Raw genomic sequence first — 24,510 nt, forward strand, 5'->3', positions numbered from 1 at the left:
GAACTTTGCGCGGAGGGCGGAACGGACATGTTGCACATCAAGGACATCGAGGCCTTCGCGCACATCAACGAGGCGCTGGCCCGCGACCACGCCGCGGCGCGTGGAGAAGGCGATTCGGCGGGGCATCCTTCGCCCCATCATCCCGCGATGCATCCGGCGATGCTGATCGCCATGGCGGCAACCGGTCGGCTGAAGCCGGACGAGGGGACGGACGGGGATTCCCCCCAAGGCGGGGCCGCCGCCATGCTGGCGCGGATCTTGGGGGCGCGGCGGGGGTAAGAGTGTATTGCCCCCTCCCCGACCCTCCCCCGCTCTGCGGTGGAGGGAGTTGGTCCCCTCCCTCGCCGAAGGCGGGGAAGGGTTAGGGAGGGGGCAAAAGCTCGCGAATGCGGATGCTCAGTGCCGGAAGTGGCGCATCCCCGTCAGCACCATCGCCAGACCCTTCTCATCGGCGGCGGCGATGACGTCGTTGTCGCGGATCGAGCCGCCGGGCTGGATCACCGCCGTCACGCCGGCTTCCGCCGCGGCCAGCAGGCCGTCCGCGAAGGGGAAGAAAGCATCCGAGGCGACCACCGACCCCTTGGTCAGCGGCTCCGACAGGCCAGCGGCCTTGGCGGCCTCCGCCGACTTGATGGCGGCGATGCGCGCCGAGTCGACACGGCTCATCTGGCCGGCGCCGACGCCCACCGTGGCGCCGTTCTTGGCGTAGACGATGGCGTTCGACTTCACATGCTTGGCGACGCGGAAGGCGAAGAGCAGGTCTGCCAGCTCCTGCTCCGTCGGAGCGCGCTTGGTCACCACCTTCAGATCGTCGAGCGTGATGCGGCCGTTGTCGCGGTTCTGCAGCAGGAAGCCGCCGGAGAGCTGCTTCACCATCATCCCCGGCTCGGCCGGGTTCGGCACGTCCTTGGTCAGCAGGACGCGCAGGTTCTTCTTGGTGGCGAGCAGGGCGCGGGCCGCGTCGTCGGCGTCGGGGGCGATCACCACCTCGGCGAACAGCTTGGCAATTTCCTCCGCCGTGGCGGCGTCCAGCGGACGGTTGACGGCGATGATGCCGCCGAAGGCGCTGACCGGATCGCACAGCAGGGCCTGCTTGTAGGCGTCCAGCAGGTTCGTCCCCTCGGCGACGCCGCAGGGATTGGCGTGCTTGATGATGGCGACGGCCGGACGCTCGAACTCGGCGACCAGCTCGAAGGCGGCGTCGGTGTCGTTCAGGTTGTTGTAGGACAGCTCCTTGCCCTGGAGCTGGATCGCCGTCGCCACACCCGGGCGCTGCTCGCCGGTGACGTAGAAGGCCGCCTGCTGGTGCGGGTTCTCGCCGTAGCGCAGGGTCTGGCTGAGCTTGCCCGACAGGGTGGTGCGCGGCGGGAAGGTCTCGCCGAGTTGGCCGGCCAGCCAGGAGGAGATGGCCGCGTCGTAGGAGGCCGTGCGGGCGTAGGCGCGCTGGGCCAGGGTGCGGCGGAGATTCAGCGTAACGGCGCCGTCATGGGTCGCCAGCTCGTCCAGAACCGCCTCGTAATCCTCGGGGTCGGTGACGACGGTGACGAAGTCGTGGTTCTTGGCCGCGGCGCGGATCATCGCCGGGCCGCCGATGTCGATGTTCTCCACGCAGTTGGCGTAGTCGGCGCCCTTCGACACCGTCGCCTCGAACGGGTAGAGGTTCACCACCACGAGGTCGATCGGCGGGATGTCGTGGGTGGTCATCGCCTCGGCGTGGATGTCGCGGCGGGCCAGGATGCCGCCGTGCACGCGCGGGTGCAGCGTCTTGACGCGCCCGTCCATGATCTCCGGGAAGCCGGTGTGGTCGGAGACCTCCTTCACCGGGATGCCGGCCTCGGCCAGCCGCTGGGCGGAGCCGCCGGTGGACAGGATCTCCACGCCCTTGGCCGCCAGCGCCTGGCCGAGCGCGACGAGGCCCGTCTTGTCGGACACGGAGATCAGCGCGCGCGTGATGCGGACGAGATCGGGGGCGGGCGAGTGGGCGACGTTCGGCGGGCTCATCGGGGCATCCTGGCTGTCATGGAACCGGCTGCGGCGGGCAGGGCTTGGGAAGACAGGGCTTGGGAAGACGGAAAAGCGAAACACCCCGCTTCGTCACCCCCGCACGGGCGGGGATCACGGTCGCAGGGCGAACACTCCACAGACTCTCGAAACAGGCACCGATCCGTATTCCCACGGCCTGTCCGCCGCGGATGGGCGCGGTTTACCCCCCCTTGCGCTCGCGGCGCAAGGCCCATTTCACCGTCTTGATGGCGGGGCCGGTATGTCCGGAGACGGCGATCTGGGTGGTCCGCCGCGGCTCGTCGCCGCTGCCCAGATAAATGCTCTCCTCCAGCTCCAGCGTGCCGCCCGACGCGCGCAGCCGCCAGGCGGCGCCGCTCGGCAGCTTCAGCTGCACCTGCCCGCCCTGGATGAGGGTCGCCTGGACCGCCGGGTGCAGGTGGAAGCGGATGGTGAAGGGCCGCGGCTCCGGCGTGGCGCCGATCACCGGCTCCAGCATGTCCTCGCCGCGCAGGTCCTCGCCGTTCTCCGCCAGATAGACGCGGCGGCGGTGCAGATAGCCGAAGTTGCGGCTGTAGCCGTTGTGGGTGGCGACGACCAGCACCGCCCCGTCGTTCTCCTGCCGCTCGCAGCCGACATGGGAGGGGCGGCGGCCCAGCCCGCCCGCCTCGATCACCTCCGACGAGTTGGTCTCGGCCAGCACGACGGTGGAATGGGCAGCGGTGCCGGCCAGCGCGGCGCGCCAGGGGCCGGTCTTCACCGGATGGGCGCCGCAATTGACGATCAGCCGCTCCTTGCCGACCGACATCTCCAGCGACAGGGTGCCGGCGTGGGCGGTGGCGTCCAAACCGGTGACCGGCGGCACGCCGGTGTCCATCAGCACCATGGTGCGCCCGGCGATCAGCCGCTCGAAGCCGGTGTGCGGCGCGCTCTTCAGCGGGCGCCCGCGGGCGTCGGCCTGGGCCAGCACCGTGTCGACCAGCGCCGCGTCCTCCTCCCGCCCGCCGTTGAACAGGGCGAGGCCGCCATCGCCGTGGCGGAAGAAGCGCAGGGCCGGCGTCATGCGGTCGATGGCGTGCTGCAGCGCTTCCGGCACGTCGGCGCGGGCGGTGCGCAGCACCGACCGCATGTCGATCAGGTCGCGCAGGATGCGCAGTTGCACCGAGGGGCAGCGCTCGACATGGCCGCCGTCCGGCAGGATCTGGCGCGGCAGCTCGCGCTCCAGCAGCTTCAACGCATCCTGGCCGATCCGCTCATGCTCCGGCAGGCAGAAGCCGCCATAGACGAGACCCTTGGCCGCGGTGACCAGCGCCTTGCCGTCCAGCGCGCCGGGGACCACGCGGGTCAGATGCTTGACCTGCCGGGCGAGGCTGTCGAAGACCGCGGCGCGGAACTCGTCGTCGGCGGAGGCGCAGTAGAAGTCGTGCAGGCCGATCCAGGCGGCGATGCGGGCGCCCAGCACCTCCGGCGCCCAGGTCTGGGCGTTCCAGCCGCCGTTGTGGTCGAGCCAGGACAGCACCAGCGAACGGGCGCGCCGGCGCGCCGTGTCGCCGCCGACCGCCCGCAGGTCGCGCAGCCATTCGAAGCCGTGCAGGGCGTCCTGCCAGACGGTACCGCCGGCCCGCCAGTTCGGCGCGCCGTGGGCGTCGGCGGCCGCGGCCTGCCCGCCGAAGCGGAAGACGCCGGCCAGGATCGCCGAGCCTTCCCCGGCGTCGCCCGGCCAGGGGTCCGGCGGCACGGCGGACAGGGCCGTCGGCGCGCGGCCGCCCAAGGTCAGCTTGTAGATCGGGTTGCCGAAGGCGATCTGCGCGACGCCGTCCCGCAAGCGGCCCATTTTCCCACGCCCGGCGCTCATCGGCTCACCCCGTCACACGGCAGGGGGAGGCGATGGCCGGCGCTTCGCTGAAGGCATTCGGGCGATCGGGGGGATGCATCCTGTTGTCGTATCAAATTCGCCTCGACCCCCGCAAGCCGGTGGTGCCCTAATCGTGCAGCCGTCGCAGCCGTGCCACGAAGAACCCGTCGATCCCGCCGAGGTCCCCGAGCATGCCCGGCAGGGATCGTACCTCACCGCGCTCGTTGATCAACTCGGCCAAATTGCCATCCCCCGCATGACCGCCGCCCAGATCAACCGGTGTGATCGGCAGGCGCTCGACCCGCTTGTCGCGGGCCAGGATGCGGTCGACCTGCGCCTCGCCCTCCTCCGGCTGGATGGAGCAGGTGCAGTAGATCAGCGTTCCGCCGGGCTTCACCAGATCGACGGCGTGGGCCAGCAGGCGGCTTTGCGCCTTGGCCAGCTTGGCGATGTCCTCCGGCGACTTGACGCGCAGGATGTCGGGATGGCGGCGGATCGCCCCGGTGGCCGAGCAGGGGGCGTCGAGCAGCACCGCGTCGGCGGGCTGGTCCGGGGTCCAGGTGGCGGCGTCGGCCGCCAGCACCTCCGCCGAGAGGTTGAGGCGGGCCAGATTGTCCCGCACCCGCTCCAGCCGCTTGGCGGAGCGGTCGACCGCCGTCACCTGCGCCCCTTGCGCGACGAGCTGCGCGGTTTTGCCGCCGGGCGCCGCGCACAGGTCGTAGACGCGCTTGCCGGCCAGATCGCCGAACAGCTTGGCCGGCAGCGAGGCGGCGAGGTCCTGCACCCACCAGGCGCCCTCGGCGAAGCCCGGCAGCTCCGTCAGGTTGCCGCCGGCGGCGCGGCGCAGCGTGCCGGTGGGCAGCAGCCTGGCCTCCAGCCGCTCGGCCCAGGCCGCGGGGTCGGTCTTGACGGTGATGTCCAGCGGCGCCTCGTGCAGGTGCGCCTCGACGATGCCGCGGGTGCGGCCGATGCCGTAGGCCTGCCGCCAGGCCAGCCACAGCCAGTCCGGCGTGTTCAGGCGCCCGGCGTCCTGCTGGGCGGCCAGCTCCGCCCCCTCGCGCCCGATGCGGCGCAGGACGGCGTTGATCAGGCCCTTGTAGGGTTCCGCCCCCCTGGCCGCGGCCAGCTCCACCGCCGTGTCGACGGCGGCGTGGGCGGGCGTGCCGAGGAAGACGAGCTGGGCCGCGCCCAGCCGCAGGATGTCGTGCACGGTGGCCTTGGGCAGACCCGGCTTGGCGAGGCTGCCCTGGATCAGCGCGTCGATCTGACCGAGCCGGCGCAGCACGGTGGCGGTCAGCAGCCGCACGAAGCCGCGGTCGCGCGGGTCGAGCCCGCGCAACTCCGGATGCGCGTCGAACGCATCGTCGAAGGGAATGGATTTGCGCAGCACATCGCGCAGAAGGTCGAGCGCGGCGGAGCGCGCGGCAAGGGAGGCGTCGGACATGCCGCTGGATGTAGCGCGCCGGACGGCGGGTGTCGAGTAGCCGCTGCGCGGGACCAAACGGATTCCGCCACGCCTCAGCGGGGCGCCTCAACGGGCCAGGGCGCCCCGCCGTCCGCCTTCGTGGTCGGGATAGGGGCCGACGTCCTCGACAAAGAAGCAGACGACGCCCCGCAGCTCGCCCCGGCGCAGGATGAAACGGTTGCCGTTGCCGGCCTTCATCCCCCACAGCTCCGTGCCTTCCAGCGGGCTCAGCTCCAGCTCCGGCGGCACCGGGTCCTCGCCCAGCCGCTTGAGGAAACGGTCGGCGCGCACGCGGTCGTCCGGTGGCAGGCTGCGCGCGGCGCGGGCGTCGTAGCGGTCGCTCTTGACGTAGCGGGTCCCCACCCCCTGGATGGGGCTGGACGGTCCGCCGGGATCGGCGGCGGCGCGTTCCAGCATCAGCGCCCAGCGGGCGTCCCGCGCCATCGCCAGGGCGCGGCGGTGGACGGCGCGGCACTGCTCGGCCAGCTCGTGGAAGCGGGGCATCAGGTCGCGCCTGCGGAAGCCGACCTCCATCATCACACGCTCCACCGCCCCGTCCGCCGCAGTGCCGGAGGCCGGAATGCCGCGCGTCTCCAGCGCCAGCAGGGCGTCGATGCGCCGGTCACGCTCCGCCGCCGGGATGCCCTGCGTCAGCGTCCGCCCGAGTCGCTCCAGCGCCGCCTCGGCGCGGCGTTCGGCCTCGGCGATGCAGAGGAGCACGTCATCGCGGCTGGTGGCGGGGGACAGGCTCAGCCACCCCGAGTCGAACAGCGGGGTCTTGTCGAGAAACAGGTCCGGCACGATTCCCGTCAGCCGTCGGCGCGCATGCGCCCGACGATCTCCTCCAGCACCGCTTCGGCCTTGTCGTTGTCCACCTGGCAGGTGCCCGCCGCCTCGTGCCCGCCGCCGCCATACTCCAGCATCAGCGGGCCGATGTTGGTTTTGGAGCTGCGGTTGATGATCGACTTGCCGCAGGCCAGCACCGTGTTCTGCTGCTTCAGCCCCCACAGGACGTGGATCGACACGTTGGACTCCGGGTACATCGCGTAGATCATGAAGCGGTTGCCGGCGAAGATGGTCTCCTCCCGCCGCAGGTCGATGACCACGACGTTGCCCCGGATCGTGCTGCAGCGAGCGAGCTGGTCGGAGAACTTCGCCTCATGCTCGGTGTAGAGGTCCACCCGCTCCTTCACGTCGGGCAAAGCGAGGATCTCGTCGATACCGTGGCTGCGGCAGTAGTCGATCAGCTCCATCATCAGCTGGTAGTTGGAGATCCGGAAGTCGCGGAAGCGGCCAAGGCCGGTGCGCGCGTCCATGATGAAGTTCAGCAGGGTCCAGCCCTGCGGCTTCAGGATGTCCTCGATGGTATACTGGGCGGAGTCGGCCTGATCGACCGCGGCCATCATCTCGTCGGAGATGGTCGGGAAGCGCGCCTTGCCGCCGTAGTAGTTGTAGACGACGCGGGCGGCGGAGGGGGCGGCGGCCTCGATGACGTGGTTGTCGCGCTTGCCGACGCGGATCGTCTCCGACAAATGGTGGTCGAAGGCGAGATGGACGCCGGGCACATAGGGCAGGTTGGTGGTGATGTCGCGGTCGGAGATTTCGACCTTGCCGTCCTGCATGTCCTTGGGATGCACGAACTTGATCTCGTCGAGGATGCCCAGCTCCTTCAGGAGCACGGCGCAGACCAGCCCGTCGAAGTCGGACCGGGTGACGAGGCGGTATTTCGTGACGTCGGACATGCGGTTTTCCCCCTGAGCGCCCCACAATCGGCAAGTGGAGGGAAGGTAGACGTACGTCTTTCGGCGTGCAACCGCGAACCGTCCGGGCCGGAAAAGCCCGCCTGAACGCAGCGCCCGGCGAACGCGGGCAAGATCGACACGGATTTCACGGAGCTGCTCGGCCCGGTGCGGCTGGAATGAGGCACGGATCGAGGATTCCGTGAAATCCGTGCCCAAATCCGTGAAATCCGTGTCGATCTTGCCCCCGGCTTCAGACCTATCCGGTCGTGCGATGGACGGGCGAACTCACCCCCAGGGGCTGCGCGGCATGAAGGAGGGGCCGGCCATGCCGCGCAGGCGGCGCACCCGTTCCTCCATGTTCGGGTGGGTGGAGAACAGGCTGTCGAGGCTGCGCCCGTGCAGCGGATTGGCGATGAACAGATGCGCCGTGGCCGGATTGGATTCCGCCGCGTAGTTCGGGATCTGGTGGGCGTAGCTGTGGATGCGGGTCAGCGCGTCGGCCAGCCACAGCGGGCGCCCGCAGATCTCCGCGCCGATGCGGTCGGCCTCGTACTCGCGGGTGCGGCTGATCGCCATCTGGACGATCATCGCGGCGAAGGGAGCCAGGATGGCAACCAGGATGCCGCCGATCAGCCCCAGCGGGTTGCCGCCCTGCCCGTTCTGGCTGTTGCCCTGCGACGCGCCGAAGAACATGCCGAAGTTGGCGAGCATGGAGATGGCGCCCGCGATGGTCGCCGTGATCGTCATGATCAGCGTGTCGCGATTCTTCACATGGGCCAGCTCATGCGCCATGACGCCGGCGACCTCCTCCGGGCTCAACAGGCGCAGCAGGCCGGTGGTGGCGGCGACCGCGGCGTTCTCCGGGTTGCGCCCGGTGGCGAAGGCGTTGGGCTGGTCGTTTTCCATGATGTAAACGCGCGGCATCGGCAGGCCGGCGCGCTCGGCCAGTTGCTGGACGATGCCGTAATATTCGGGGGCGGTGTAGGCGTCGACCTCCCGCGCGCCGTACATGGACAGCACCATGTCGCCGGAGTTCCAGTAGCTGAACAGGTTCATGCCCAGCGCCATGACGAAGGCGATCATCATGCCGCCCTTGCCGCCGATCAGATAGCCGATGCCCATGAACAGGGCGGTCAGGCCGGCGAGGAGGATGGTGGTCTTTACATAGCTGGTCATGGCGGTGTTCTCTTGGCGATGTTCCGGGCGATCTTCTGGACGGTTTCACTGTTGGTTGGACGAGACGGCCCCGGCGGGGCTTTCCGCGGGGCTTGTCTGGTGATATGGGCTTGGCGGAAGGCATCGTTCAAGATGGCCCGGCACCGCACCCGACCCCAGAGGACGGCCATGACCGAGACGAAGATCACCGGCCCGGCACCGGAAGACGCCGCAAAGCCCGACGCCGAAACGACCCCCGAGACCGGCGCCAAGGGACCCGAGCAGATGCCCGGTGAAATCGGCGGCCCGAAGGGACCGGAACCGACCCGCTTCGGCGATTGGGAGTTCAAGGGCCGCTGCTCGGACTTTTGAGCCGGCGCTTCTAGGACCAATTGCCTGAACGCCCCTGTTCCAAATTTGAATACGTACGCAACCAGGATAGAATACCTAGGTTGTGCTTGATGCGCTCCTGTTCGCGCGCTACTCTGTGACCGGTTCGCTCCTTCGCGAACCGGTGCCCGGAGAGGTCGCGCCATGGGATCGCCCAAGTCCACCAGCCCATGCCCGCCCCGCTCCGCCGGGATCTGGCTGGCGTTTCTCTCCACACTGCTAGCCGGCACCGTCCAGGCCGCTCCGCCCACCCTGCCCGGCCCGATCCCGGCGGAGGTGCTGGAGGTTCTGGACGGCGACACGCTGCTGGTGCGGGCCACCATCTGGCTGGGTCAGGTGGTGGAAACCCACGTCCGGGTGGACGGGCTGGACGCACCGGAGATGCGCGCCCGCTGCCCCCGTGAGCGGGAACTGGCTGAGAGTGCCCGCGACCACGCGCGCCGCCTGATCGGGCCCGCCCCGGTGCGGCTGCTCGACGTCCAGCCCGACAAGTATGGCGGGCGGGTGCGCGCCCGCGTGCTGACCGGCGGGGGCGCCGACCTGTCGGCCGCGCTGATCGAGGCGGGGCTCGCCCGCCCCTATCACGGCGAACGGCGCCAGCCCTGGTGCGACGGGACGGGCATGGGCTAACCCGGTTCCTCCAATGCCCGGTTCCACCAACGCCCAGTTCCACCAACGCCCAATTCCACCAACGGATGAATCGGGAACCCGTCGTCTCGCTCCGCTGTTGCCCCTCCCACCAAGGAGGAGAGCGAACCATGACGACCCAGGCCTCGTCTTATGTCCCCGGCGCCATCGCCTTGCTGGCCGCCAGCCTCGCCCTGACCAGCGCCGCCGCCGCGCAGGACGCCAAGACGATGGAGGGTGGTCTCGGCGCCGCCCCGCCATCCCAAGGCGAAGCCTGGATGGAATCGACCGGCGCCCAGGACCCGACGCTGGGCGAGCGCCGCACCGAGAAGCAGAAGAACGCGGCGGAATCCCGCGCGCAGGGCCGCATCGGCGCCGTCCCCGACGCGGCGAGCGGCGAGTCCGGCCTGAAGCCCGGCACCGCCGAGTCCGTGAAGCCCCAGTCCGGCAGCGGCGCGTCCGGCGGTCCGGACTCCACGCCCAAGTAAAGGCCCCGAAACGGAACCGGGGGCCACGAAGGCCCCCGGTCCGTAGACAAACCCCGATGAACGCCGCGATCAGGCGTTGTTCATGCGGTTCTCGATCAGGTCGGTCACAACGGTCGGATCCGCCAGCGTCGAGGTGTCGCCCAGGCTGTCGTGCTCGTTTGCGGCGATCTTGCGCAGGATACGGCGCATGATCTTGCCCGAACGGGTCTTCGGCAGGCCCGGCGACCACTGGATCAGGTCCGGCGAGGCGATCGGGCCGATCTCCTTGCGGACCCAGGCCACCAGCTCCTTGCGCAGCTCCTCCGACGGGTTTTCCCCGGCGTTGAGCGTGACATAGGCGTAGATGCCCTGGCCCTTGAGGTCGTGCGGGTAGCCGACGACGGCGGCCTCGGCCACCTTCGGGTGGGCGACCAGCGCGCTTTCCACTTCCGCCGTGCCCATGCGGTGGCCCGACACGTTGATCACGTCGTCCACGCGGCCGGTGATCCAGTAATAGCCGTCCGCGTCGCGGCGGCAGCCGTCACCGGTGAAGTAGTAGCCCGCGAAGGTCGAGAAGTAGGTCTGGACGAAGCGCTCGTGGTCGCCGAACACCGTGCGCATCTGGCCCGGCCAGCTGTCGGCGATGCACAGGTTGCCTTCCGTCTCGCCCTCCAGCTCCTTGCCGTCGTTGTCCACGACGACCGGCTTCACGCCGAAGAAGGGCTTGGTCGCCGAACCCGGCTTCTGGCCGATGGCGCCCGGCAGCGGGGTGATCAGGATGCCGCCGGTCTCGGTCTGCCACCAAGTGTCGACGATCGGGCAACGGCCATCGCCGACGACGTTGTAGTACCACAGCCAGGCTTCCGGGTTGATGGGCTCGCCCACCGAACCGAGGATGCGCAGCGAGGACCGCGAGGTCTTCTTCACCGGACCCTCACCCTCGCGCATCAGCGAGCGGATGGCGGTCGGGGCGGTGTAGAAGATGTTGACCTTGTGCTTGTCCACCACCTGCCAGAAGCGGGAGATGTCCGGATAGGTCGGCACGCCTTCGAACATCAGGGTGGTGGCGCCGTTGGCCAGCGGGCCGTAGACGATGTAGCTGTGGCCGGTGACCCAGCCCACGTCGGCGGTGCACCAGTAGACCTCGCCGTCCTTGTAGTCGAAGACGTACTGGTGCGTCATCGACGCGTAGACGAGATAGCCGCCGGTGGTGTGCAGCACGCCCTTCGGCTTGCCGGTCGAGCCCGAGGTGTAGAGGATGAACAGCGGGTCCTCCGCGCTCATCTCCTCCGGCGGGCAGTCGGCGGACACCGACGCGATCTCCTCGTGGTACCAGAGGTCGCGGCCCTCGGTCCAGGCGACGTTGCCGCCGGTGTGCTTGACGACCAGCACGTGCTGGACGCCCGGCGCCGCGGCGACGGCCTTGTCGGCGTTGGCCTTCAGCGGAACCTTGCGGCCGCCGCGCAGACCCTCGTCGGAGGTGATGACGAAGTGGCTGTCGCAGTCGACGATGCGGTCCTTCAGGCTGTCCGGCGAGAAGCCGCCGAACACGATGGAGTGGATGGCGCCGACGCGCGCGCAGGCCAGCATGGCGTAGGCGGCCTCGGGGATCATCGGCAGGTAGATGGTGACGCGGTCGCCCTTCTTGACGCCGTTCTTCTTCAGGACGTTGGCGAGGCGGCAGACCTGCTCGTGCAGTTCCTTGTAGGTGATGTGCTTGGAAACGCCCGGATCGTCGCCTTCGAAGATGATGGCGGTCTGGTCGCCGCGCGTCGCCAGGTGGCGGTCGACGCAGTTGGCGGAGACGTTCAGCGTGCCGTCGTAGAACCACTTGATGTGGACGTCGCCGGTGTAGCTGACGTCCTTCACCTTGCTGTAGGGCTTGATCCAGTCGATGCGCTTGCCCTGCTCGCCCCAGAAGGCTTCCGGATCGTTGATGGACTGCTCGTACAGGCGGGCGTAGGCGGCTTCGTCCACGTAAGCGGTCTTGGCGATTTCCTGCTTAACAGGAAAAAACGAATTGTCGGACATTGGCTCGCGATTCCCCCGTAGTGCTTCTGGTTACGCCCTGAAGGGCTGTTGGGGAGCGGCTTCCGACCGCCCCTGTTGCGGGACATTATCCACACAAGTTCCCGTCTCTACAAGCAGAACGGCTGATTGTCCGCCTTCTCCATCGGGGCTTTCGGTCCCTCTTTGTTGCAGCGCACCGCCCGTTCCTTTGACGTCACCAGCATCCACGCCGGCGCGACCGCGCGACTATTTGTCGCGCATAGCACGAAAGCATGAGGGCGCACTCCGGGCGACCGCTTAACCCGGTCTTAACCGTCGCATCGTTAGCGTGCATGCTGTTCACCCAACAGCAGGGCACCGGCATGGCCAGCACGACCAACGCGGACGGCACCACCGGAAACGGCACGGCCAATGGCGGCGCCGGGCATGGCATGGAACTGGCCGGGCGCCTGTCGGAAATGGGCAGCCGCACCAGTCTGATGGTGATCGACGCGGCCCTGCGCACTGCGTCGCTGGCCGAACTGGAGGCGTCCGGCTCCGCCGCCCTGGCGCCCTTCGGGCAGGAGGCCGGCTTCGCCGGAGCCGCGGCGGAGATGCAGGCGCTGGCCCGCCGGATGCTTCAGGCCACCCAGGATTTCCAGGCGGCCATCTGCGAACCGGCGGAATAGCCGCCGCAGACGGCCGCCCTCAACAGGTCCGAAAAGCCGTCACGCCTCGATCCCGGCCAGCGCGCAGACATGCGCCCATTCGGCGTCCGACACCGGGCAGACCGACAGGCGCGACTGCTTGACCAGGGCCATGCCCTGGAGCAGCGGGTCGGCCTTCATCGCCTTCAGCGTGACCGGCGTCTTCACGGGCAGCAGCGCCCGCACGTCGACCATGCCGAAGCGCCCCGCCTCGTCGCTCGGGTCCGGGTAGTATTCCCGCGCGATCTCGACGATGCCGACCACCTCCAGCCCCTCGTTCGAGTGGTAGAAGAAGGCGCGGTCGCCGACCTTCATGGCCTTCAGGTTGTTCGACGCCTGATGGTTGCGCACGCCGTCCCAATGGGTGGTGCCGTCGGAGACCATGCGTTCCCACGAATATTTGAAGGGCTCCGACTTCAGAAGCCAGCGGGCCATCGCCGTTTGCTCCCTGGTCAGGACTTCGGGTAGACCCGGCGCCACGCCCGGATCTCCACGCTCTCGAACAGTCCGGCCTGGGCGTAGGGGTCGTTGGCGGCGAAGTCCTTCGCGGCGGCCTCGTCGGCGCACTCCACGATCAGCAGGCTGCCGGCCATGCCCTGGCCGTCGTCGGACAGCAACGGGCCGGCGGCGAACAGACGGTCGGCGTGCGCTTCCAGATAGGCCAGATGGGCCGGGCGGTTGTCGGCCCGCACCTGGGCGGCGCCGGCCTTGTCGGTGCAATGGAACATGTACAGCATGGCTTGAGTCTCCCGTTCGGTCGGGCGCGAGCCTAGCGCAGCCGGGGCCGCTGCGGAAGGTGCCGCGAGTTGAGGCTATTCACCACGAAGACACGAAGGCACAAAGCTCTTCACGAAGAATCCCAGCACACTCGACACCGGGCGGACAATGCCGAACCCCTTCGTGCAGGCCTTTCTGCCTTCGTGTCTTCGTGTCTTCGTGGCGAAAAACGCTCCCCCTCAGCGCCCCTCCTCGCGGAACGGCCGGGACAGCAACCCGTCGATCGTCGCGTCCAGCCCGGCGCCGTGGTTCAGGATGGCGTCCACCGCACCGCAGATCGGCATGTCCACGCCCTTTTTCCCGGCCAGCCCGACCACCGCGGCGGCGGTGTAGACGCCCTCGGCGACGGAGCGGCGCTCCGCCAGCACCTCGGCCAGCGTCCGGCCGGCGCCCAGGGCGGCGCCCAGCGACATGTTGCGCGATTGCAGGCTGGAGCAGGTCAGCGTCAGGTCGCCCAGCCCCGACAGACCCATCAGCGTCTCAGGCCGTCCGCCGAGCGCCAGGGCCAGCCGGGTGATCTCCGCCAACCCGCGGGTGATCAGCGCCGCCCTTGCGTTGTCGCCCAGCTTGCGGCCTTCCACCACGCCGCAGGCGATGGCCAGCACGTTCTTCACCGCCCCGCCGATCTGCGACCCCACCACGTCGTCGGACAGGTAGGGGCGGAAGGTGCGGCTGCCCAGCGCCTCGACCAGCCCGGCGCCCAGCGCGGCGTCGGCGCAAGCCAGCGTCACCGCGGTCGGCAGGCCGCGCGCCACCTCCGCCGCGAAGGTCGGGCCGGACAGCACGGCCAGCGGGGTCCCCGCCGGCAGCGCGGCCTCCGCCGCCTCGCTCATCAGGGCGTGGTTGTCCAGTTCGATCCCCTTGGCGCAGATGACCAGCGGGGTGCCCGGCCGCAGATGGGCGGCGAGGCCGGCGCAGGCGCTTCGCAGATGCTGGGCCGGGGTGACGAGAAGGATGGCGTCGCAGGCGGCAACCTCGGCCAGATCGCCGGTCGCGCGCAATTCGGCGGGCAGGGTCACGCCCGGCAGATAGTCGCGGTTCTCCCGCGCGGCGTTGACCGACTCGACCACCGCCGGCTCGCGCGCCCACAGCAGGGCCTCCCGCCCGGCGCGCAGGGCGGCCAGAGCCAGCGCCGTGCCCCAGGCCCCGCCGCCGATCACGCCGATGCGCCGGAAGTCCGTTGCCGCCATGGATTCCCCCCGATTTTAAGATGTGTCTTGAAGGATTTGCCCGCCTGTTTAGGCGGAGCGTCCCCCGTCCGCAACCCGGACGGTCAAGCCTCCGGTGTCAGCATGAGCTTCATCCCGACGTGGCTCGCCCGGAAGCCCAGCCGCTCGTAGAAGCGGTGGGCGTCGGTGCGCCGGGTCTGGCTGGTCAGCTGCACCATCGCGCAGCCCTCGGCGCGGGCCAGCGCGATGGCGTGCCGCATCATGGCGCTGCCGATCCCCTGGCCGCGCAGCGCGCTATCCACCTTCACCGCCTCCACCGTCGCCCGCGCCGCGCCGCGGCGGACCAGCCCATGGATGACGGTGAACTGGAAGCAGCCGACAATCCGCCCGTCCAACTCCGCCAGCACAATGAAATTGCCCGGCTGGGCCGCCATGCGGTCGAAGGCCTCGTAATAGAGCGGGTCGAGCGGCTCGCTGTAGAGGTCGCCAGCCGTGGACAGAGCGTCGTCGGCGGTCAGCCGGATGATCGCCGGAACGTCGTCGCGCCCGGCGGTGCGGAAGGTCAGGGTCATGACGGGGGCATCCTCACGCCTTCACGCCGGAGCCCACCCCGGCCTTGCCGATGGCGGGCTTCGCGGTGGGGTCGAGCGGCCAGCGCGGGCGCGGGGCGAAGTCCAGCGGGTCGGTCTGGCCCAGCCGCAAGCGCTCGATCCCTGCCCAGGCGATCATCGCCGCGTTGTCGGTGCACAGCCGCAGCGGCGGCGCCACGAAGGGCATGCCCTCGCGGTCGGCCAGCGTCTGCAGGCGGGCGCGCAGCGTCTTGTTGGCGGCCACGCCGCCGGCCACCACCAGGGCGCCGCCCTGCGGGTGCATCTCCTTGAATTGGCGCATGGCGCGGGCGCAGCGGTCGGCCATCACCTCGGCGACCGTGTTCTGGAAGGCGGCGGCGAGGTCGGCCTGATCTTCCGCCGCGAGCGGCATCCCCAGCTCCTCGACATGGCGCCGCACCGCGGTCTTCAGGCCGGAGAAGGAGAAGTCGCAGCCGGGGCGCCCGACCATCGGGCGCGGCAGGTCGAAGCGGCCCGGGTTCGTCGCCAGCGCCGCCGCCTTCTCCAACAGCGGCCCGCCGGGATAGCCGAGGCCGAGCAGCTTGGCCGTCTTGTCGAACGCCTCTCCCACCGCGTCGTCGATGGTGGTGCCCAGCCGCCGGTATTGGCCCACCCCCTCCACGACCAGAAGCTGGCAATGCCCGCCGGACACCAGCAGCAGCAGGTAGGGGAAGGGCACGTCGTCGGTCAGCCGGGCGGTCAGCGCGTGGCCTTCCAGATGGTTCACCGCGACGAAGGGCAGCCCACGCGCCGCGGCGATGGCCTTGGCGGTCATCACCCCGACGATCACCCCGCCGATCAGCCCCGGCCCGCCGGTCGCCGCCACGGCGTCGATGTCGGCGAAGCCCAGCCCGGAGTCGGCCATGGCGCGGCGGATCAGCCCGTCCAGATGCTCCAGATGGGCGCGCGCGGCGATTTCCGGCACCACCCCGCCATAGGGCGTGTGGTCGTCCAGCTGCGACAGCACCACGTCGGCGCGGATCTCCCGCGCGTCGGTCACGATGGCCGCCGCCGTCTCGTCACAGCTCGTTTCGATTCCAAGAACGATCATGGCCGCCAAACTAGCCGTCTCCACCGCTCTGGTATAGGGTCTTGACCCGGATTCCTCAGGGTTTCGCCCTCCATGAACAAAGACGTCCCCGACGACGACGCCAGCATCGTCTATTACGACGGCGACTACCCCTCGCTGGAGATCGGGGAGGCGCGGGCGGAGCACGCCGCGACGCTCGCCCGCCTCGGCATGCTGGGCGACGTGCCCTTCTACAAGGAGCGCGCGGCGGAGACCGGCGGCCCGGTCCTTGAGATTGGCTGCGGCACCGGGCGCCTGACCATCCCGCTGGCCCGCGCCGGGCACGAGGTGTGGGCGGTGGACGTCTCCGCCGCCATGCTCGACCAGCTCCGCGCCAAGCTGGCGCGCGAGGCGCCGGAGGTGCAGGCCCGTGTCCATCCGGTGCGGCAGGACGCCACGGCGCTCGATCTGCCGGTGCGGAATTTTCGGCTCGCCGCCATTCCCTTCAACGTGCTGATGCTGATCCCGGAACTGGCGGCGGAGCGCCGCGCGCTGGCCGCCGTCGCGGCGCATCTGGCGCCAGGCGGCACGCTGGCGCTGGACGTGATGAATCCGCTGACGCTGCCGATGGACGCCGAGACGAAGCCCAGCCCGTCGGAGCCGCGGCGCAGCCCGCACAACGGCAACAGCTACATCCGCAACACGATGGCCTCCCGCCTGGACGAGGGGCAGTGCCAGCGCATCCACGGCTGGTACGACGAGCTGTTGCCGGACGGCAAGATCGCGGTGACCGAATACGCCTTCACCTGGCGGATGATCTTCCGTTACGAGCTGGAGCTGATGCTGGAGGGTGCCGGATTCGCCATCGAACGGCTGGCCGGCGATTTCGATGACGCCGCCTGGACGGTGGACAGCCGCCGCATGGTGGTCACGGCGCGCCGCGCATCGTGAGACGCGCGGCGACGCGCCTCACCAAAGAGTAGTGCGCCCGTCACCAAGGCTTGCAAACCGCGGTGGATCGCCTAGAACACTGGCCCCATGACCCAACCGCTCCGCATCGGCACGCGCGGCAGCCCGCTGGCGCTGGCGCAGGCCCACGAGACCCGCGACCGGCTGATCGCGGCGCACCCGCATCTGGCCGCCCCCGGCGCCATCGAGATCGTCGTCTTCAAGACGACCGGCGACCGCATCCTGGACCGCACGCTGGCCGAGGCCGGCGGCAAGGGCCTGTTCACCAAGGAACTGGAGGACGCGCTGCTCGACGGCCGCGCCGACCTCGCCGTCCATTCGATGAAGGACGTGCCGACCTGGATGCCGGACGGGCTGGAGATTTCCACGCTCCTGCCGCGCGAGGACACGCGCGACGCCTTCTTCTCGCGCGGCGGGCACACGGTGGACACGCTGCCCGCCGGCTCCGTCGTCGGCACCGCCGGATTGCGCCGTCAGGCCCAGATCCTGGAGCGGCGGCCCGACCTCAAGGTCGTGCCCTTCCGCGGCAACGTGCAAAGCCGCCTCGCCAAGCTGGAAGCCGGGGAGGTCGACGCCACCCTGCTGGCGCTCGCCGGGCTGCGCCGCCTCGGCCTGACCGACCGCATCACCGCCGTGCTGGAGCATGAGGAGATGCTGCCCGCCGTCGCCCAGGGCGCCATCGGCATCGAGATCCGCAGCGCCGACGACGCCACCCGTGCCCTGCTCGCCCCGCTGAACTGCGCCGCCACCGCGGCCCGCGTGACGGCGGAGCGCGCGTTGCTCGCCATGCTCGACGGCTCCTGCCGCACCCCCATCGCCGCTCTGTCCACGCTGGACGGCGACCGGCTGCATCTGAAGGCCAAGGTGCTGTCCAACGACGGCCGGCAGGTCTTCCGGGCCGAGCGCAGCGGCAACGCAAGCGATGCCGCCGCCATCGGCGCCGACGCCGGTGCGGAGATCAAGGCGGTCCTGCCGCCCGACTTCTTCAAGAGCTGACGGCGGCCGGCGATGGCGGCCCCTCACCTCCTGGTCACCCGGCCGGCGGAGGATTCCGAGCCGCTGGCGGCCCGTCTCCGCGCGCTGGGATTCGCCGTATCGGTGGAGCCGATGCTGGACATCCGCTGGCTCGACGGGCCGGAGCCGGACATCGGGAACGTACAGGCCCTCCTCTTCACCAGCGCAAACGGCGTACGGGGCTACACCAGACGTACGAGCCGGCTTGACCGTCCGGTCTATGCGGTCGGCGACGCCACCGCGACCGCCGCCCGCGCGGCCGGTTTCACGCAGGTCGAGAGCGCGTCCGGCGACGTGTACGCGCTGGCCGAACTGGTGCGCGCACGCTGCACCGCAGCAGCGGGTCCGCTACTTCATGTCGCAGGAACCAAGCTTGCCGGGGACCTGTCGGCCCTGCTGGGCGATGCCGGATTTTCCATCCTGCGGGAAACGCTGTACGACGCCGTTCCGAGCGCGCGGCTGTCGGACGGCACGGCGGCGCTGTTGCGTACGGGAACACTGGACGCCGTGTTGTTTTTCTCTCCCCGTACCGCCCGTTCGTTTGTTAGGCTTGTCGCCGAGGCCGGGCTCATCGACCGCTGTCGTACAGTGGACGCGCTCTGCCTCAGCCCCGCGGTCGCGGAGGCTGCCCGCGCGTACGGTGAGCTGGGAGTGACACCGTGGCAGAACGTACGGGTGGCGCCACGGCCGGAGCAGGACTCTCTGCTCGGCCTGCTGCCGGAAGCATCCGGCGGCACGGGCCGGGCTTGAGCGCATCCGCTTGGGGGCTTGTGTGGCGTTCGTTGAGAACAACTGCGACCAGAAGGCACCCAATGACCTCTCGCCCAGGCTCCGAACACGAGGCTGACCCGAACGGCCACACGCCGTCCGACCAGAACCAGACGCCCGACCAGAATCAGGCGGCCGACCAGAACCAGGTGTCGGGCGGCCCCGCCGTCGAACGCATCATCGAACGCTTCGGCGGCATCCGCCCGATGGCCCACAAGCTGGACATCCCGGTCACCACGGTGCAGGGCTGGAAGAAGCGCGGCGCCATTCCGCTGGCCCGCCACGCCGACCTCCGCGTCTCCGCCGCCAAGCACCGCATCAAGCTGAGCGAAGCCGACCTGGAAGCCGCCACGCCGAGCGAGGACCGCAACGCTCCTGACGCCGCCGATTCGGTGACGCCGCTGCCGCCGGACGCCGCCATCATCGCCTCCGCCGCTCCCCTCCCCGGAAGCGCCGAACCGTTCAAGACCGAGCCCGCCAAGGCCGAGGACACCCTGCCGGGCGCCGACACGCTGCCGGGCGGTGGCCCGATTCCGGCCACTGACCTGCCGCCCTCCACCCTGCCGCCCGCCGCGGACACTTTGCCGGGCGCCGCCGACACGCTTTCGGGTGGCGATGCGAAGGCAGAGACGATCAAGGGCGAGGAGATCCGGTCCGAGGAGTACAAGGTCGAGGCGACCCGGATCGAGGAGGCCAAGGCCGATCCCTTCAAATCCGAAGAGGTTAAGAGCGAGACGCCGCCCCCGGTGGAGCCCCCCGCCCCCGCCTACACCGCCACCTCCTACGAGCCGCCGCGCTACGAGGCGCCGCGCGAGGAGCGCAAGTCCGGCGCCGGCTTCGCCACCGCCGTCTCGCTGATCGCCCTGCTGGTCGGCGCCGCCGCCCTGTCGCAGCCCTGGTGGGGTCCGCGCGTCCCCGGCTGGCCCACCGCCGGCGGCCCCGCCGCCGGCCCGGTGGCCACGGCGCCCGCGCCGCAGCCCGACTCGGCCCTGCGCAACCAGATCCAACAGCTGTCCGAGCGCCTCGCCAAGCTGGAGCAGCGCCCCGCCGCCCCGGCCGAGGGCAACGCGGCCGCCGCCGGCATCGACCAGCAAACGCTGGACAACGCCGTCGGCCAGCTTGCTTCCCGCATCCAGCAACTCGAGGAGCGCCCGCAGGCCGCCGCTCCCGCCGCCCCGGCCGAGCCCGACCCGCGCGTCGCCCAGTTGACCGAGCAGCTCGGCCAGATCCAGCAGCGCGTCGACGCGGTGGGCAACGAAGCCCAGGCCGCCGGGCAGATCCGCCAGGAGGTGGACGCGCTGAAGCAGGAGCTGGCCGCTGTCAACCAGGCGGTGGAGACCCGCCGCGATGCCGCCACAGCCGCCCAGGCGCTGGTGCTCGCCTCCGGGCAGCTCCGCTCCGCGCTGGCCGCCGGGCAGCCGTTCCAGCAGGAACTCCAGGCCGTCCGCGCCGTGGCGTCGGGCGACGCCCAGGTGACGCAGCCGCTGGAGGCCGTGGCCGGCTACGCCGCCAAGGGCGTGCCGACGCAGCCGCAGCTCACCGACCGCTTCTCGGCCATGGCCTCCGACATCGTGCGCGCCGACAACCAGGGTGAGGGCAACGACTGGGTGGAGCAGGTCACCGGCAAGATCGCCACCCTGGTCACCGTCCGCCGCTCGGGCGGCGACGCGGTCGGCGACGGCGCCTCGGCGGTGGTCGCCCGCGCCGAAGCCGCCCTGCAGGACGGCAACCTCGGCGGCGCGGTCAAGGAGCTGGCGGCCCTGAAGGGTCCGGCGGCGCAGGTCGCCGCCCCGTGGATCGCCGACGCCAAGGCCCGTCTGGCCGCCAACGAGGCCGGCCAGCAGCTCACCAACCGCGCCATCGGCCTGCTGTCGCAGTCCGCCGGGGTCAAGGGAGCGGCCCAATGACACGCGCCATCTGGTTCATCATCAAGGTCGCCATCGTCGTCGCGATCGCGGTCTGGCTGGCCAACCACCCCGGAACCCTTGCCATCAACTGGCAGGGCTACGTCGTCGAGACCGGCATCGGCATCGCCATCCTGATCGGCGTCGCGGCCCTGGCGGCGGGCATCGTCCTGTACCGGCTGGCCCGCGCCGTCCTCGGCGCGCCGCGCAACTTCGGCCGCTACCGCCGGTCGCGCCGGCGCGAGCGCGGCTATCAGGCGCTGACCCGCGGCATGGTCGCCGTCGCCGCCGGCGACGCCACGACCGCCCGCAAGATGGCGCGCAAGGCCGACGGGCTGCTCAACGAGCCGCCGCTGACCATGCTGCTGTCGGCCCAGGCCGCCCAGCTCCAGGGCGACGACCGCGCGGCGAAGGAATACTTCACCGCCATGCTCGACCGGCCGGAGACCGCCTTCCTCGGCCTGCGCGGCCTGCTGACGCAGTCGCTGAAGGCCGGTGACCGGGTGGAGGCGCTGCAGCTCGCCCGCCGCGCCCAGTCGCTCCAGCCCAACACGCCCTGGCTGCTCGGCACGCTGTACGACCTGGAGGCCCGCTCGGGCGAATGGGCGGCGGCGGAAGGCACGCTGCAGCAGGCCGTCCAGGCCGGCGCCATCAACCCCGACGACGGCCGCCGCCACCGCGCCACCCTGCTTCTGGAGCGCAGCTTCGAGGCGGAGCGCCGCGGCCGGTCCGACTCGGCCCTGTCGCACGCCCAGGCGGCGCACGACCTGCTGTCCGGCTTCGTCCCGGCGGCGGCCCGCGCGGCCCGGCTGCAGATGGCCATCGGCAAGCACAAGAACGCCGCCAAGACCATCGAGCGCTGCTGGCGCGTCAACCCGCACCCGGACCTGACCTCGGCCTACCGCGAGGTGGTGTCGAGCTACGACCCGATGACCCGCGTCAAGCTATTCGAGAAGCTGCGCAACCACGCCCCCAACGACGTCGAGTCGCTGCTCGCCGTGGCCCGCGCCGCCCTCGACGCCCAGCTGTGGGGCGAGGCCCGCGCCCATCTGACCAAGGCGCTGGAGATGCGGCCGTCCCGCCGCGTCTTCCAGCTCCTGGCCGAGCTGGAGCGGGCGGAACGGCAAGACGAGGAGGCGGCGCGCGCCTGGCTGGCCCAGGCGGCGAACGCTCCGGCGGACGCGGCCTGGACCTGCACCGCCTGCAACGCGGTCAGCCCGAGCTGGGGCGGCCTGTGCGGCCATTGCGGCGCCTTCGACAGCCTGGAATGGAAGACCCCGACCGTCAGCATGTCGCTGATGAGCCCGGAGTCGGCGCCGGCGGCCATCACCCATCAGGTGGCGGAGCCCGTGACCGGCCAACCGGGCGTCGCGCCCGGAGGCCAGATCGCCACCCAGGGAGCGACCTAGCCCCGCGTCGGTCGCATCAAAGAAAAAGCCCCTTCCCGGTCCGCCGGGGAGGGGCTTTTTCTTTGTGGTGGAGCGGTCCCGAACCCTTACGCGCTGCCCAGCCGGGCGCCGTCCAGGATGGCCTCGTCGAAGATCGCGCCGCTGCGGTCGCAGCCGGTCAGGTCGGCCAGCGTCAGGTCGCAGCCCTTCATGTTCGTCGCGCTGAGCGAGGCGCCGGCCATGCGGGCGCGCACCAGCGAGGCGCGCATCACCTTCGCTCCGGCGCTGATCAGCAGCATCCCCAGATTGGCCCCGTCCAGACAGCCGTCGATGAGGATCGCGCGGTCCAGCTTCGCACCGCGCAGATCGGCGCCGCGCAGGTCGGCGGAGCGCAGATCGGCGCCGTCGAACTGGGCCGCCTGGAGCTGCGCGCCGTTCAGCCGGGCGTGGCGCAGCCGCACGCCGGAGCCCTTGGCGAGCGTCAGCACCTTGCCCGACAGGTCCGCTCCGTCGAGGTTCAGACCGGTCAGGTCGAGCTGGCGCCCCTTCTGGCCGCTGGTGCCGAGCCACAGCAGGTGCTGGTGCAGCAGAACCTCGATGTCCGCCGCCGGGATCGCCGGGCGGGGGGGCTCCGCCGCCGGGTCCTCGTCCGGCTCCGGGATGGGGGCGGGCGTCTGGGCCGCCGCCACCGCCTCCTCGTCGGTTCGGATGGAGGTGACGAGGTCCAGTTCCGACACCTTGGCGCCGTCCAGGATGGCGCCGCGCAGGTCGGCACCGTTCAGGTCCGCCCCCTGGAGGTCGGCGCCGGAGAAGTTGCAGTCGCGCAGGTCGGTGCGCTGGAGCCGCGCCCCCGACAGCCGCGAGTTGGTGAAGTCCGCCGCCCGCGCGAAGCTGCCCGACAGCTTGGCCCGCGCCATGTCGGCGTTGGTCAGCTTGGCCGAGGACATGTCCGCCGGTCCCGGCTCGAAGCCGACCACCTTCAACTCGCCGGACGCGCTGCGGTTGGCGACGCTGCCGTCGCGCAGGTCGACCTCCACCATCACCGCGCCGTCCAGGATGGCGCCGCGCACGTTGGCGCCGCGCATGTCGGTGCGGTAGAGGCGGGCCTCCGAGAGGTCGGCGCCGCGCAGGTCCGCGCCATAGAGGTCGGCGTGGTCCAGGATGGTGCCCTGCATCCGGGCGTCGCGCAGGATGGCGCCCGACAGATGCGCGCCGGTCAGGTTGCGGCCCGACAGGTCGAGTCCGGTCAGGTCGAAGAAGGGCAGGTTGGCGCGGGCGCCGTTGGGCCGCCCCTCGGTGAAGCGGACATGGCGCTCGCACACCCGGTCCAGCTGTTCCTGGCTCAAGCGTATCCGGGACTTGTGGGAGCCGTCGTTCGCCATCGGCGCCTCAGGCGAACAGAGCGTCGATGTCGGCCTGCGAAATCCCGCTGCCGCCGCCCGACGGTTCGGGCGCCGGGGCGGCGGGTCGCGGGGCCGGCTTCGCAGCGGCGGGAGGCGGAGAAGGAGGCGGAGGGGGCGGTGCGGGCGCCTCGGCCGGCTCGGCCCGTTCCAGCACCTGGGGGATCTGCGTGGCCAGTGTGTCGAACAGGGCGTCGATGTCGTCCTGGCTGACCTCCGGCCCGCCGAGCTGCGGTCCGTTCAGAAGATGCGCGTCGGGCCGGGTGTCGCCCAGCTTGCGGTGGGACGCTCCCTCGCCCATGGACGCGGTTTCCGAGGCGGTGGCGATGCGGTCGACGCCCCAGATCTCGATCATCGTGTTCACGCGCTGCTCGATGTAGCGCAGCGTGTTGACCACCTTGGTGGTGCGCTGACCGGTGATGTCCTGGAAGGCGCAGGCGGTCATGATCTCGATGCTCCAGGCGTCGATGGCGTCGACCATCTCCGCGATGTCGGGATCGGTGCGCGGGATGCCCTGGGTGATCTCCTGGATCTTCTCGGTGGCGTTCAGGATGTCGGTGGTCGCCCTCTCGGTCGCCGCGACGATCTCGTCCAGCTCGCCGGTCGCCGCCTCGATGCGGTTCGACCCGGTGTCGGCGGGGCGCAGTGCTGCGATGTCGCTGCGCGTCTCGCGCACCACCTGGGTGATCGACATCAGCTCCTGCTGAAGCTGCAAGCCGTCCCCCATGCCGCCGCTCATGCCGACCCCCGGCAGCGGGCGGGGCAAGGCGCCGGGGTCCACCCCGCGCAGCCGGTTGACCTGCTGTTCCAGCGCGCCGGTCAGCCGGTGGAACTCGTCCACCGCGACCACGCGGGATCGCCGGTCGCGCATGCGCAGGAACGCGCGGCCGCGCGCGGTCTGCGACAGCGCCTCCTCCATCTGGAGGTAGTCATGCTCGGTCAGTTCCATCAGAGGAACATCGCTCATCGTCGTCACCGTCGGCGGGCCGCTGTTGAGAATCCGCCATGGAGGAAAGCACGTCTTGGGAAAACTGAGGTTACACCGGACATGGCCTGGATTTCAGACAAATCCCATACACCTTTGCCTCGCAGATCCCGCTGAACAA

At 70.5% G+C, this 24,510-nt stretch carries 24 protein-coding genes; 10 read left to right on the forward strand and 14 right to left on the reverse strand.

Features of this window, described 5'->3' with window-relative positions:
• Positions 1 to 27: 27 nt before the first annotated feature.
• Positions 28 to 279: a hypothetical protein gene (locus AC1DVI_RS09750; protein WP_476957791.1), complete on the forward strand. Its 252-nt coding sequence runs from the start codon at positions 28 to 30 to the stop codon at positions 277 to 279.
• A 117-nt stretch (positions 280 to 396) separates the two neighbouring features.
• Here the strand turns inward: AC1DVI_RS09750 and purH are convergent, their stop codons facing one another.
• The 6 genes from purH to htpX all read right to left on the reverse strand — a co-directional run bounded on the left by purH (position 397) and on the right by htpX (position 8,239).
• Positions 397 to 2,001 (reverse strand): bifunctional phosphoribosylaminoimidazolecarboxamide formyltransferase/IMP cyclohydrolase, encoded by a 1,605-nt coding sequence (gene purH / locus AC1DVI_RS09755; protein ID WP_476957792.1) that lies wholly within the window; start codon positions 1,999 to 2,001, stop codon positions 397 to 399.
• A gap of 202 nt (positions 2,002 to 2,203) precedes the next feature.
• Positions 2,204 to 3,835 (reverse strand): heparinase II/III family protein, encoded by a 1,632-nt coding sequence (locus tag AC1DVI_RS09760; RefSeq protein WP_476957793.1) that lies wholly within the window; start codon positions 3,833 to 3,835, stop codon positions 2,204 to 2,206.
• A gap of 148 nt (positions 3,836 to 3,983) precedes the next feature.
• Positions 3,984 to 5,300, reverse strand: coding sequence for an RsmB/NOP family class I SAM-dependent RNA methyltransferase (locus AC1DVI_RS09765; RefSeq protein WP_476957794.1), 1,317 nt, complete (start codon positions 5,298 to 5,300; stop codon positions 3,984 to 3,986).
• An 87-nt stretch (positions 5,301 to 5,387) separates the two neighbouring features.
• Entirely contained in the window at positions 5,388 to 6,122 is a 735-nt protein-coding gene (locus tag AC1DVI_RS09770) for a hypothetical protein (RefSeq protein ID WP_476957795.1), read from the reverse strand.
• 8 nt (positions 6,123 to 6,130) lie between these two features.
• Positions 6,131 to 7,063 (reverse strand): exopolyphosphatase, encoded by a 933-nt coding sequence (locus AC1DVI_RS09775; protein WP_476957796.1) that lies wholly within the window; start codon positions 7,061 to 7,063, stop codon positions 6,131 to 6,133.
• A 285-nt stretch (positions 7,064 to 7,348) separates the two neighbouring features.
• On the reverse strand, positions 7,349 to 8,239 hold the full coding sequence (htpX, locus tag AC1DVI_RS09780) for a zinc metalloprotease HtpX (protein WP_476957797.1): 891 nt from the start codon (positions 8,237 to 8,239) through the stop codon (positions 7,349 to 7,351).
• Positions 8,240 to 8,407: 168 nt separating this feature from the next.
• Here htpX and AC1DVI_RS09785 point away from each other — a divergent pair, with 168 nt between their 5' ends.
• From AC1DVI_RS09785 to AC1DVI_RS09795, 3 genes are all read left to right on the forward strand, one after another.
• On the forward strand, positions 8,408 to 8,590 hold the full coding sequence (locus AC1DVI_RS09785) for a DUF1674 domain-containing protein (protein ID WP_476957798.1): 183 nt from the start codon (positions 8,408 to 8,410) through the stop codon (positions 8,588 to 8,590).
• A 162-nt stretch (positions 8,591 to 8,752) separates the two neighbouring features.
• Positions 8,753 to 9,238, forward strand: coding sequence for a thermonuclease family protein (locus AC1DVI_RS09790; RefSeq protein ID WP_476957799.1), 486 nt, complete (start codon positions 8,753 to 8,755; stop codon positions 9,236 to 9,238).
• A gap of 128 nt (positions 9,239 to 9,366) precedes the next feature.
• Positions 9,367 to 9,723 carry a hypothetical protein gene (locus AC1DVI_RS09795; protein WP_476957800.1) on the forward strand — a complete coding sequence of 119 codons (357 nt, stop codon included), beginning with the start codon at positions 9,367 to 9,369 and terminating at the stop codon, positions 9,721 to 9,723.
• Between the two features lie 69 nt (positions 9,724 to 9,792).
• Here the strand turns inward: AC1DVI_RS09795 and acs are convergent, their stop codons facing one another.
• Positions 9,793 to 11,733, reverse strand: coding sequence for an acetate--CoA ligase (acs, locus tag AC1DVI_RS09800; RefSeq protein ID WP_476957801.1), 1,941 nt, complete (start codon positions 11,731 to 11,733; stop codon positions 9,793 to 9,795).
• Positions 11,734 to 12,044: 311 nt separating this feature from the next.
• On the opposite strand from acs, the gene AC1DVI_RS09805 reads away from it, so the two are divergent.
• Positions 12,045 to 12,380 (forward strand): hypothetical protein, encoded by a 336-nt coding sequence (locus AC1DVI_RS09805; RefSeq protein ID WP_476957802.1) that lies wholly within the window; start codon positions 12,045 to 12,047, stop codon positions 12,378 to 12,380.
• A gap of 39 nt (positions 12,381 to 12,419) precedes the next feature.
• Here AC1DVI_RS09805 and AC1DVI_RS09810 read toward each other — a convergent pair whose 3' ends face one another.
• The 5 genes from AC1DVI_RS09810 to tsaD form a co-directional block, all read right to left on the reverse strand.
• Positions 12,420 to 12,833 (reverse strand): EVE domain-containing protein, encoded by a 414-nt coding sequence (locus AC1DVI_RS09810; RefSeq protein WP_476957803.1) that lies wholly within the window; start codon positions 12,831 to 12,833, stop codon positions 12,420 to 12,422.
• Between the two features lie 17 nt (positions 12,834 to 12,850).
• The gene (locus AC1DVI_RS09815; RefSeq protein ID WP_035669394.1) at positions 12,851 to 13,135 is read right to left on the reverse strand and encodes a YciI family protein; all 285 of its coding nucleotides are present in this window, start codon (positions 13,133 to 13,135) and stop codon (positions 12,851 to 12,853) included.
• 219 nt (positions 13,136 to 13,354) lie between these two features.
• A complete protein-coding gene (locus AC1DVI_RS09820) occupies positions 13,355 to 14,365 on the reverse strand; it encodes an NAD(P)H-dependent glycerol-3-phosphate dehydrogenase (protein WP_476957804.1) in 1,011 nt (336 codons plus the stop codon).
• A gap of 83 nt (positions 14,366 to 14,448) precedes the next feature.
• Positions 14,449 to 14,916, reverse strand: a complete 468-nt coding sequence (locus AC1DVI_RS09825) for an N-acetyltransferase family protein (protein ID WP_476957805.1) — start codon at positions 14,914 to 14,916, stop codon at positions 14,449 to 14,451.
• A gap of 13 nt (positions 14,917 to 14,929) precedes the next feature.
• Positions 14,930 to 16,003 (reverse strand): tRNA (adenosine(37)-N6)-threonylcarbamoyltransferase complex transferase subunit TsaD, encoded by a 1,074-nt coding sequence (tsaD, locus tag AC1DVI_RS09830; protein WP_476957806.1) that lies wholly within the window; start codon positions 16,001 to 16,003, stop codon positions 14,930 to 14,932.
• A 72-nt stretch (positions 16,004 to 16,075) separates the two neighbouring features.
• Here tsaD and AC1DVI_RS09835 point away from each other — a divergent pair, with 72 nt between their 5' ends.
• The 5 genes from AC1DVI_RS09835 (at position 16,076) to AC1DVI_RS09855 (ending at position 22,025) form a co-directional block, all read left to right on the forward strand.
• The gene (locus AC1DVI_RS09835) at positions 16,076 to 16,912 is read left to right on the forward strand and encodes a class I SAM-dependent methyltransferase (RefSeq protein ID WP_476957807.1); all 837 of its coding nucleotides are present in this window, start codon (positions 16,076 to 16,078) and stop codon (positions 16,910 to 16,912) included.
• 87 nt (positions 16,913 to 16,999) lie between these two features.
• Complete coding sequence (gene hemC, locus AC1DVI_RS09840) at positions 17,000 to 17,926, forward strand: hydroxymethylbilane synthase (RefSeq protein ID WP_476957808.1); 927 nt, start codon at positions 17,000 to 17,002, stop codon at positions 17,924 to 17,926.
• A gap of 12 nt (positions 17,927 to 17,938) precedes the next feature.
• On the forward strand, positions 17,939 to 18,694 hold the full coding sequence (locus AC1DVI_RS09845; RefSeq protein WP_476957809.1) for a uroporphyrinogen-III synthase: 756 nt from the start codon (positions 17,939 to 17,941) through the stop codon (positions 18,692 to 18,694).
• 62 nt (positions 18,695 to 18,756) lie between these two features.
• Complete coding sequence (locus AC1DVI_RS09850; RefSeq protein ID WP_476957810.1) at positions 18,757 to 20,619, forward strand: COG4223 family protein; 1,863 nt, start codon at positions 18,757 to 18,759, stop codon at positions 20,617 to 20,619.
• The gene (locus AC1DVI_RS09855; protein ID WP_476957811.1) at positions 20,616 to 22,025 is read left to right on the forward strand and encodes a heme biosynthesis HemY N-terminal domain-containing protein; all 1,410 of its coding nucleotides are present in this window, start codon (positions 20,616 to 20,618) and stop codon (positions 22,023 to 22,025) included. The genes AC1DVI_RS09850 and AC1DVI_RS09855 overlap by 4 nt, the downstream gene beginning before the upstream one ends.
• Before the next feature lie 86 nt (positions 22,026 to 22,111).
• Here AC1DVI_RS09855 and AC1DVI_RS09860 read toward each other — a convergent pair whose 3' ends face one another.
• Both AC1DVI_RS09860 and AC1DVI_RS09865 read right to left on the reverse strand, forming a co-directional pair.
• Positions 22,112 to 23,350, reverse strand: a complete 1,239-nt coding sequence (locus AC1DVI_RS09860; protein ID WP_476957812.1) for a pentapeptide repeat-containing protein — start codon at positions 23,348 to 23,350, stop codon at positions 22,112 to 22,114.
• Between the two features lie 43 nt (positions 23,351 to 23,393).
• Positions 23,394 to 24,371 carry a hypothetical protein gene (locus AC1DVI_RS09865; protein ID WP_476957813.1) on the reverse strand — a complete coding sequence of 326 codons (978 nt, stop codon included), beginning with the start codon at positions 24,369 to 24,371 and terminating at the stop codon, positions 23,394 to 23,396.
• Between the last annotated feature and the right edge of the window lie 139 nt (positions 24,372 to 24,510).

The sequence above is a fragment of the Azospirillum sp. P4_B5 genome, assembly GCF_056402275.1.

Bases quoted from the DNA above. Each gene is read 5' to 3' on its own strand.
- AC1DVI_RS09810 (WP_476957803.1), bottom strand. From the start codon at position 12,833: ATGGCCCGCTGGCTTCTGAAGTCGGAGCCCTTCAAATATTCGTGGGAA.
- AC1DVI_RS09815 (WP_035669394.1), bottom strand. From the start codon at position 13,135: ATGCTGTACATGTTCCATTGCACCGACAAGGCCGGCGCCGCCCAGGTG.
- AC1DVI_RS09835 (WP_476957807.1), top strand. From the start codon at position 16,076: ATGAACAAAGACGTCCCCGACGACGACGCCAGCATCGTCTATTACGAC.
- tsaD (WP_476957806.1), bottom strand. From the start codon at position 16,003: ATGATCGTTCTTGGAATCGAAACGAGCTGTGACGAGACGGCGGCGGCC.
- htpX (WP_476957797.1), bottom strand. From the start codon at position 8,239: ATGACCAGCTATGTAAAGACCACCATCCTCCTCGCCGGCCTGACCGCC.
- AC1DVI_RS09795 (WP_476957800.1), top strand. From the start codon at position 9,367: ATGACGACCCAGGCCTCGTCTTATGTCCCCGGCGCCATCGCCTTGCTG.
- AC1DVI_RS09775 (WP_476957796.1), bottom strand. From the start codon at position 7,063: ATGTCCGACGTCACGAAATACCGCCTCGTCACCCGGTCCGACTTCGAC.
- AC1DVI_RS09850 (WP_476957810.1), top strand. From the start codon at position 18,757: ATGACCTCTCGCCCAGGCTCCGAACACGAGGCTGACCCGAACGGCCAC.
- AC1DVI_RS09855 (WP_476957811.1), top strand. From the start codon at position 20,616: ATGACACGCGCCATCTGGTTCATCATCAAGGTCGCCATCGTCGTCGCG.
- AC1DVI_RS09805 (WP_476957802.1), top strand. From the start codon at position 12,045: ATGCTGTTCACCCAACAGCAGGGCACCGGCATGGCCAGCACGACCAAC.
- AC1DVI_RS09760 (WP_476957793.1), bottom strand. From the start codon at position 3,835: ATGGGCCGCTTGCGGGACGGCGTCGCGCAGATCGCCTTCGGCAACCCG.
- AC1DVI_RS09845 (WP_476957809.1), top strand. From the start codon at position 17,939: ATGGCGGCCCCTCACCTCCTGGTCACCCGGCCGGCGGAGGATTCCGAG.
- AC1DVI_RS09785 (WP_476957798.1), top strand. From the start codon at position 8,408: ATGACCGAGACGAAGATCACCGGCCCGGCACCGGAAGACGCCGCAAAG.
- acs (WP_476957801.1), bottom strand. From the start codon at position 11,733: ATGTCCGACAATTCGTTTTTTCCTGTTAAGCAGGAAATCGCCAAGACC.
- purH (WP_476957792.1), bottom strand. From the start codon at position 2,001: ATGAGCCCGCCGAACGTCGCCCACTCGCCCGCCCCCGATCTCGTCCGC.
- AC1DVI_RS09820 (WP_476957804.1), bottom strand. From the start codon at position 14,365: ATGGCGGCAACGGACTTCCGGCGCATCGGCGTGATCGGCGGCGGGGCC.
- AC1DVI_RS09865 (WP_476957813.1), bottom strand. From the start codon at position 24,371: ATGAGCGATGTTCCTCTGATGGAACTGACCGAGCATGACTACCTCCAG.
- AC1DVI_RS09750 (WP_476957791.1), top strand. From the start codon at position 28: ATGTTGCACATCAAGGACATCGAGGCCTTCGCGCACATCAACGAGGCG.
- AC1DVI_RS09790 (WP_476957799.1), top strand. From the start codon at position 8,753: ATGGGATCGCCCAAGTCCACCAGCCCATGCCCGCCCCGCTCCGCCGGG.
- hemC (WP_476957808.1), top strand. From the start codon at position 17,000: ATGACCCAACCGCTCCGCATCGGCACGCGCGGCAGCCCGCTGGCGCTG.
- AC1DVI_RS09765 (WP_476957794.1), bottom strand. From the start codon at position 5,300: ATGTCCGACGCCTCCCTTGCCGCGCGCTCCGCCGCGCTCGACCTTCTG.
- AC1DVI_RS09825 (WP_476957805.1), bottom strand. From the start codon at position 14,916: ATGACCCTGACCTTCCGCACCGCCGGGCGCGACGACGTTCCGGCGATC.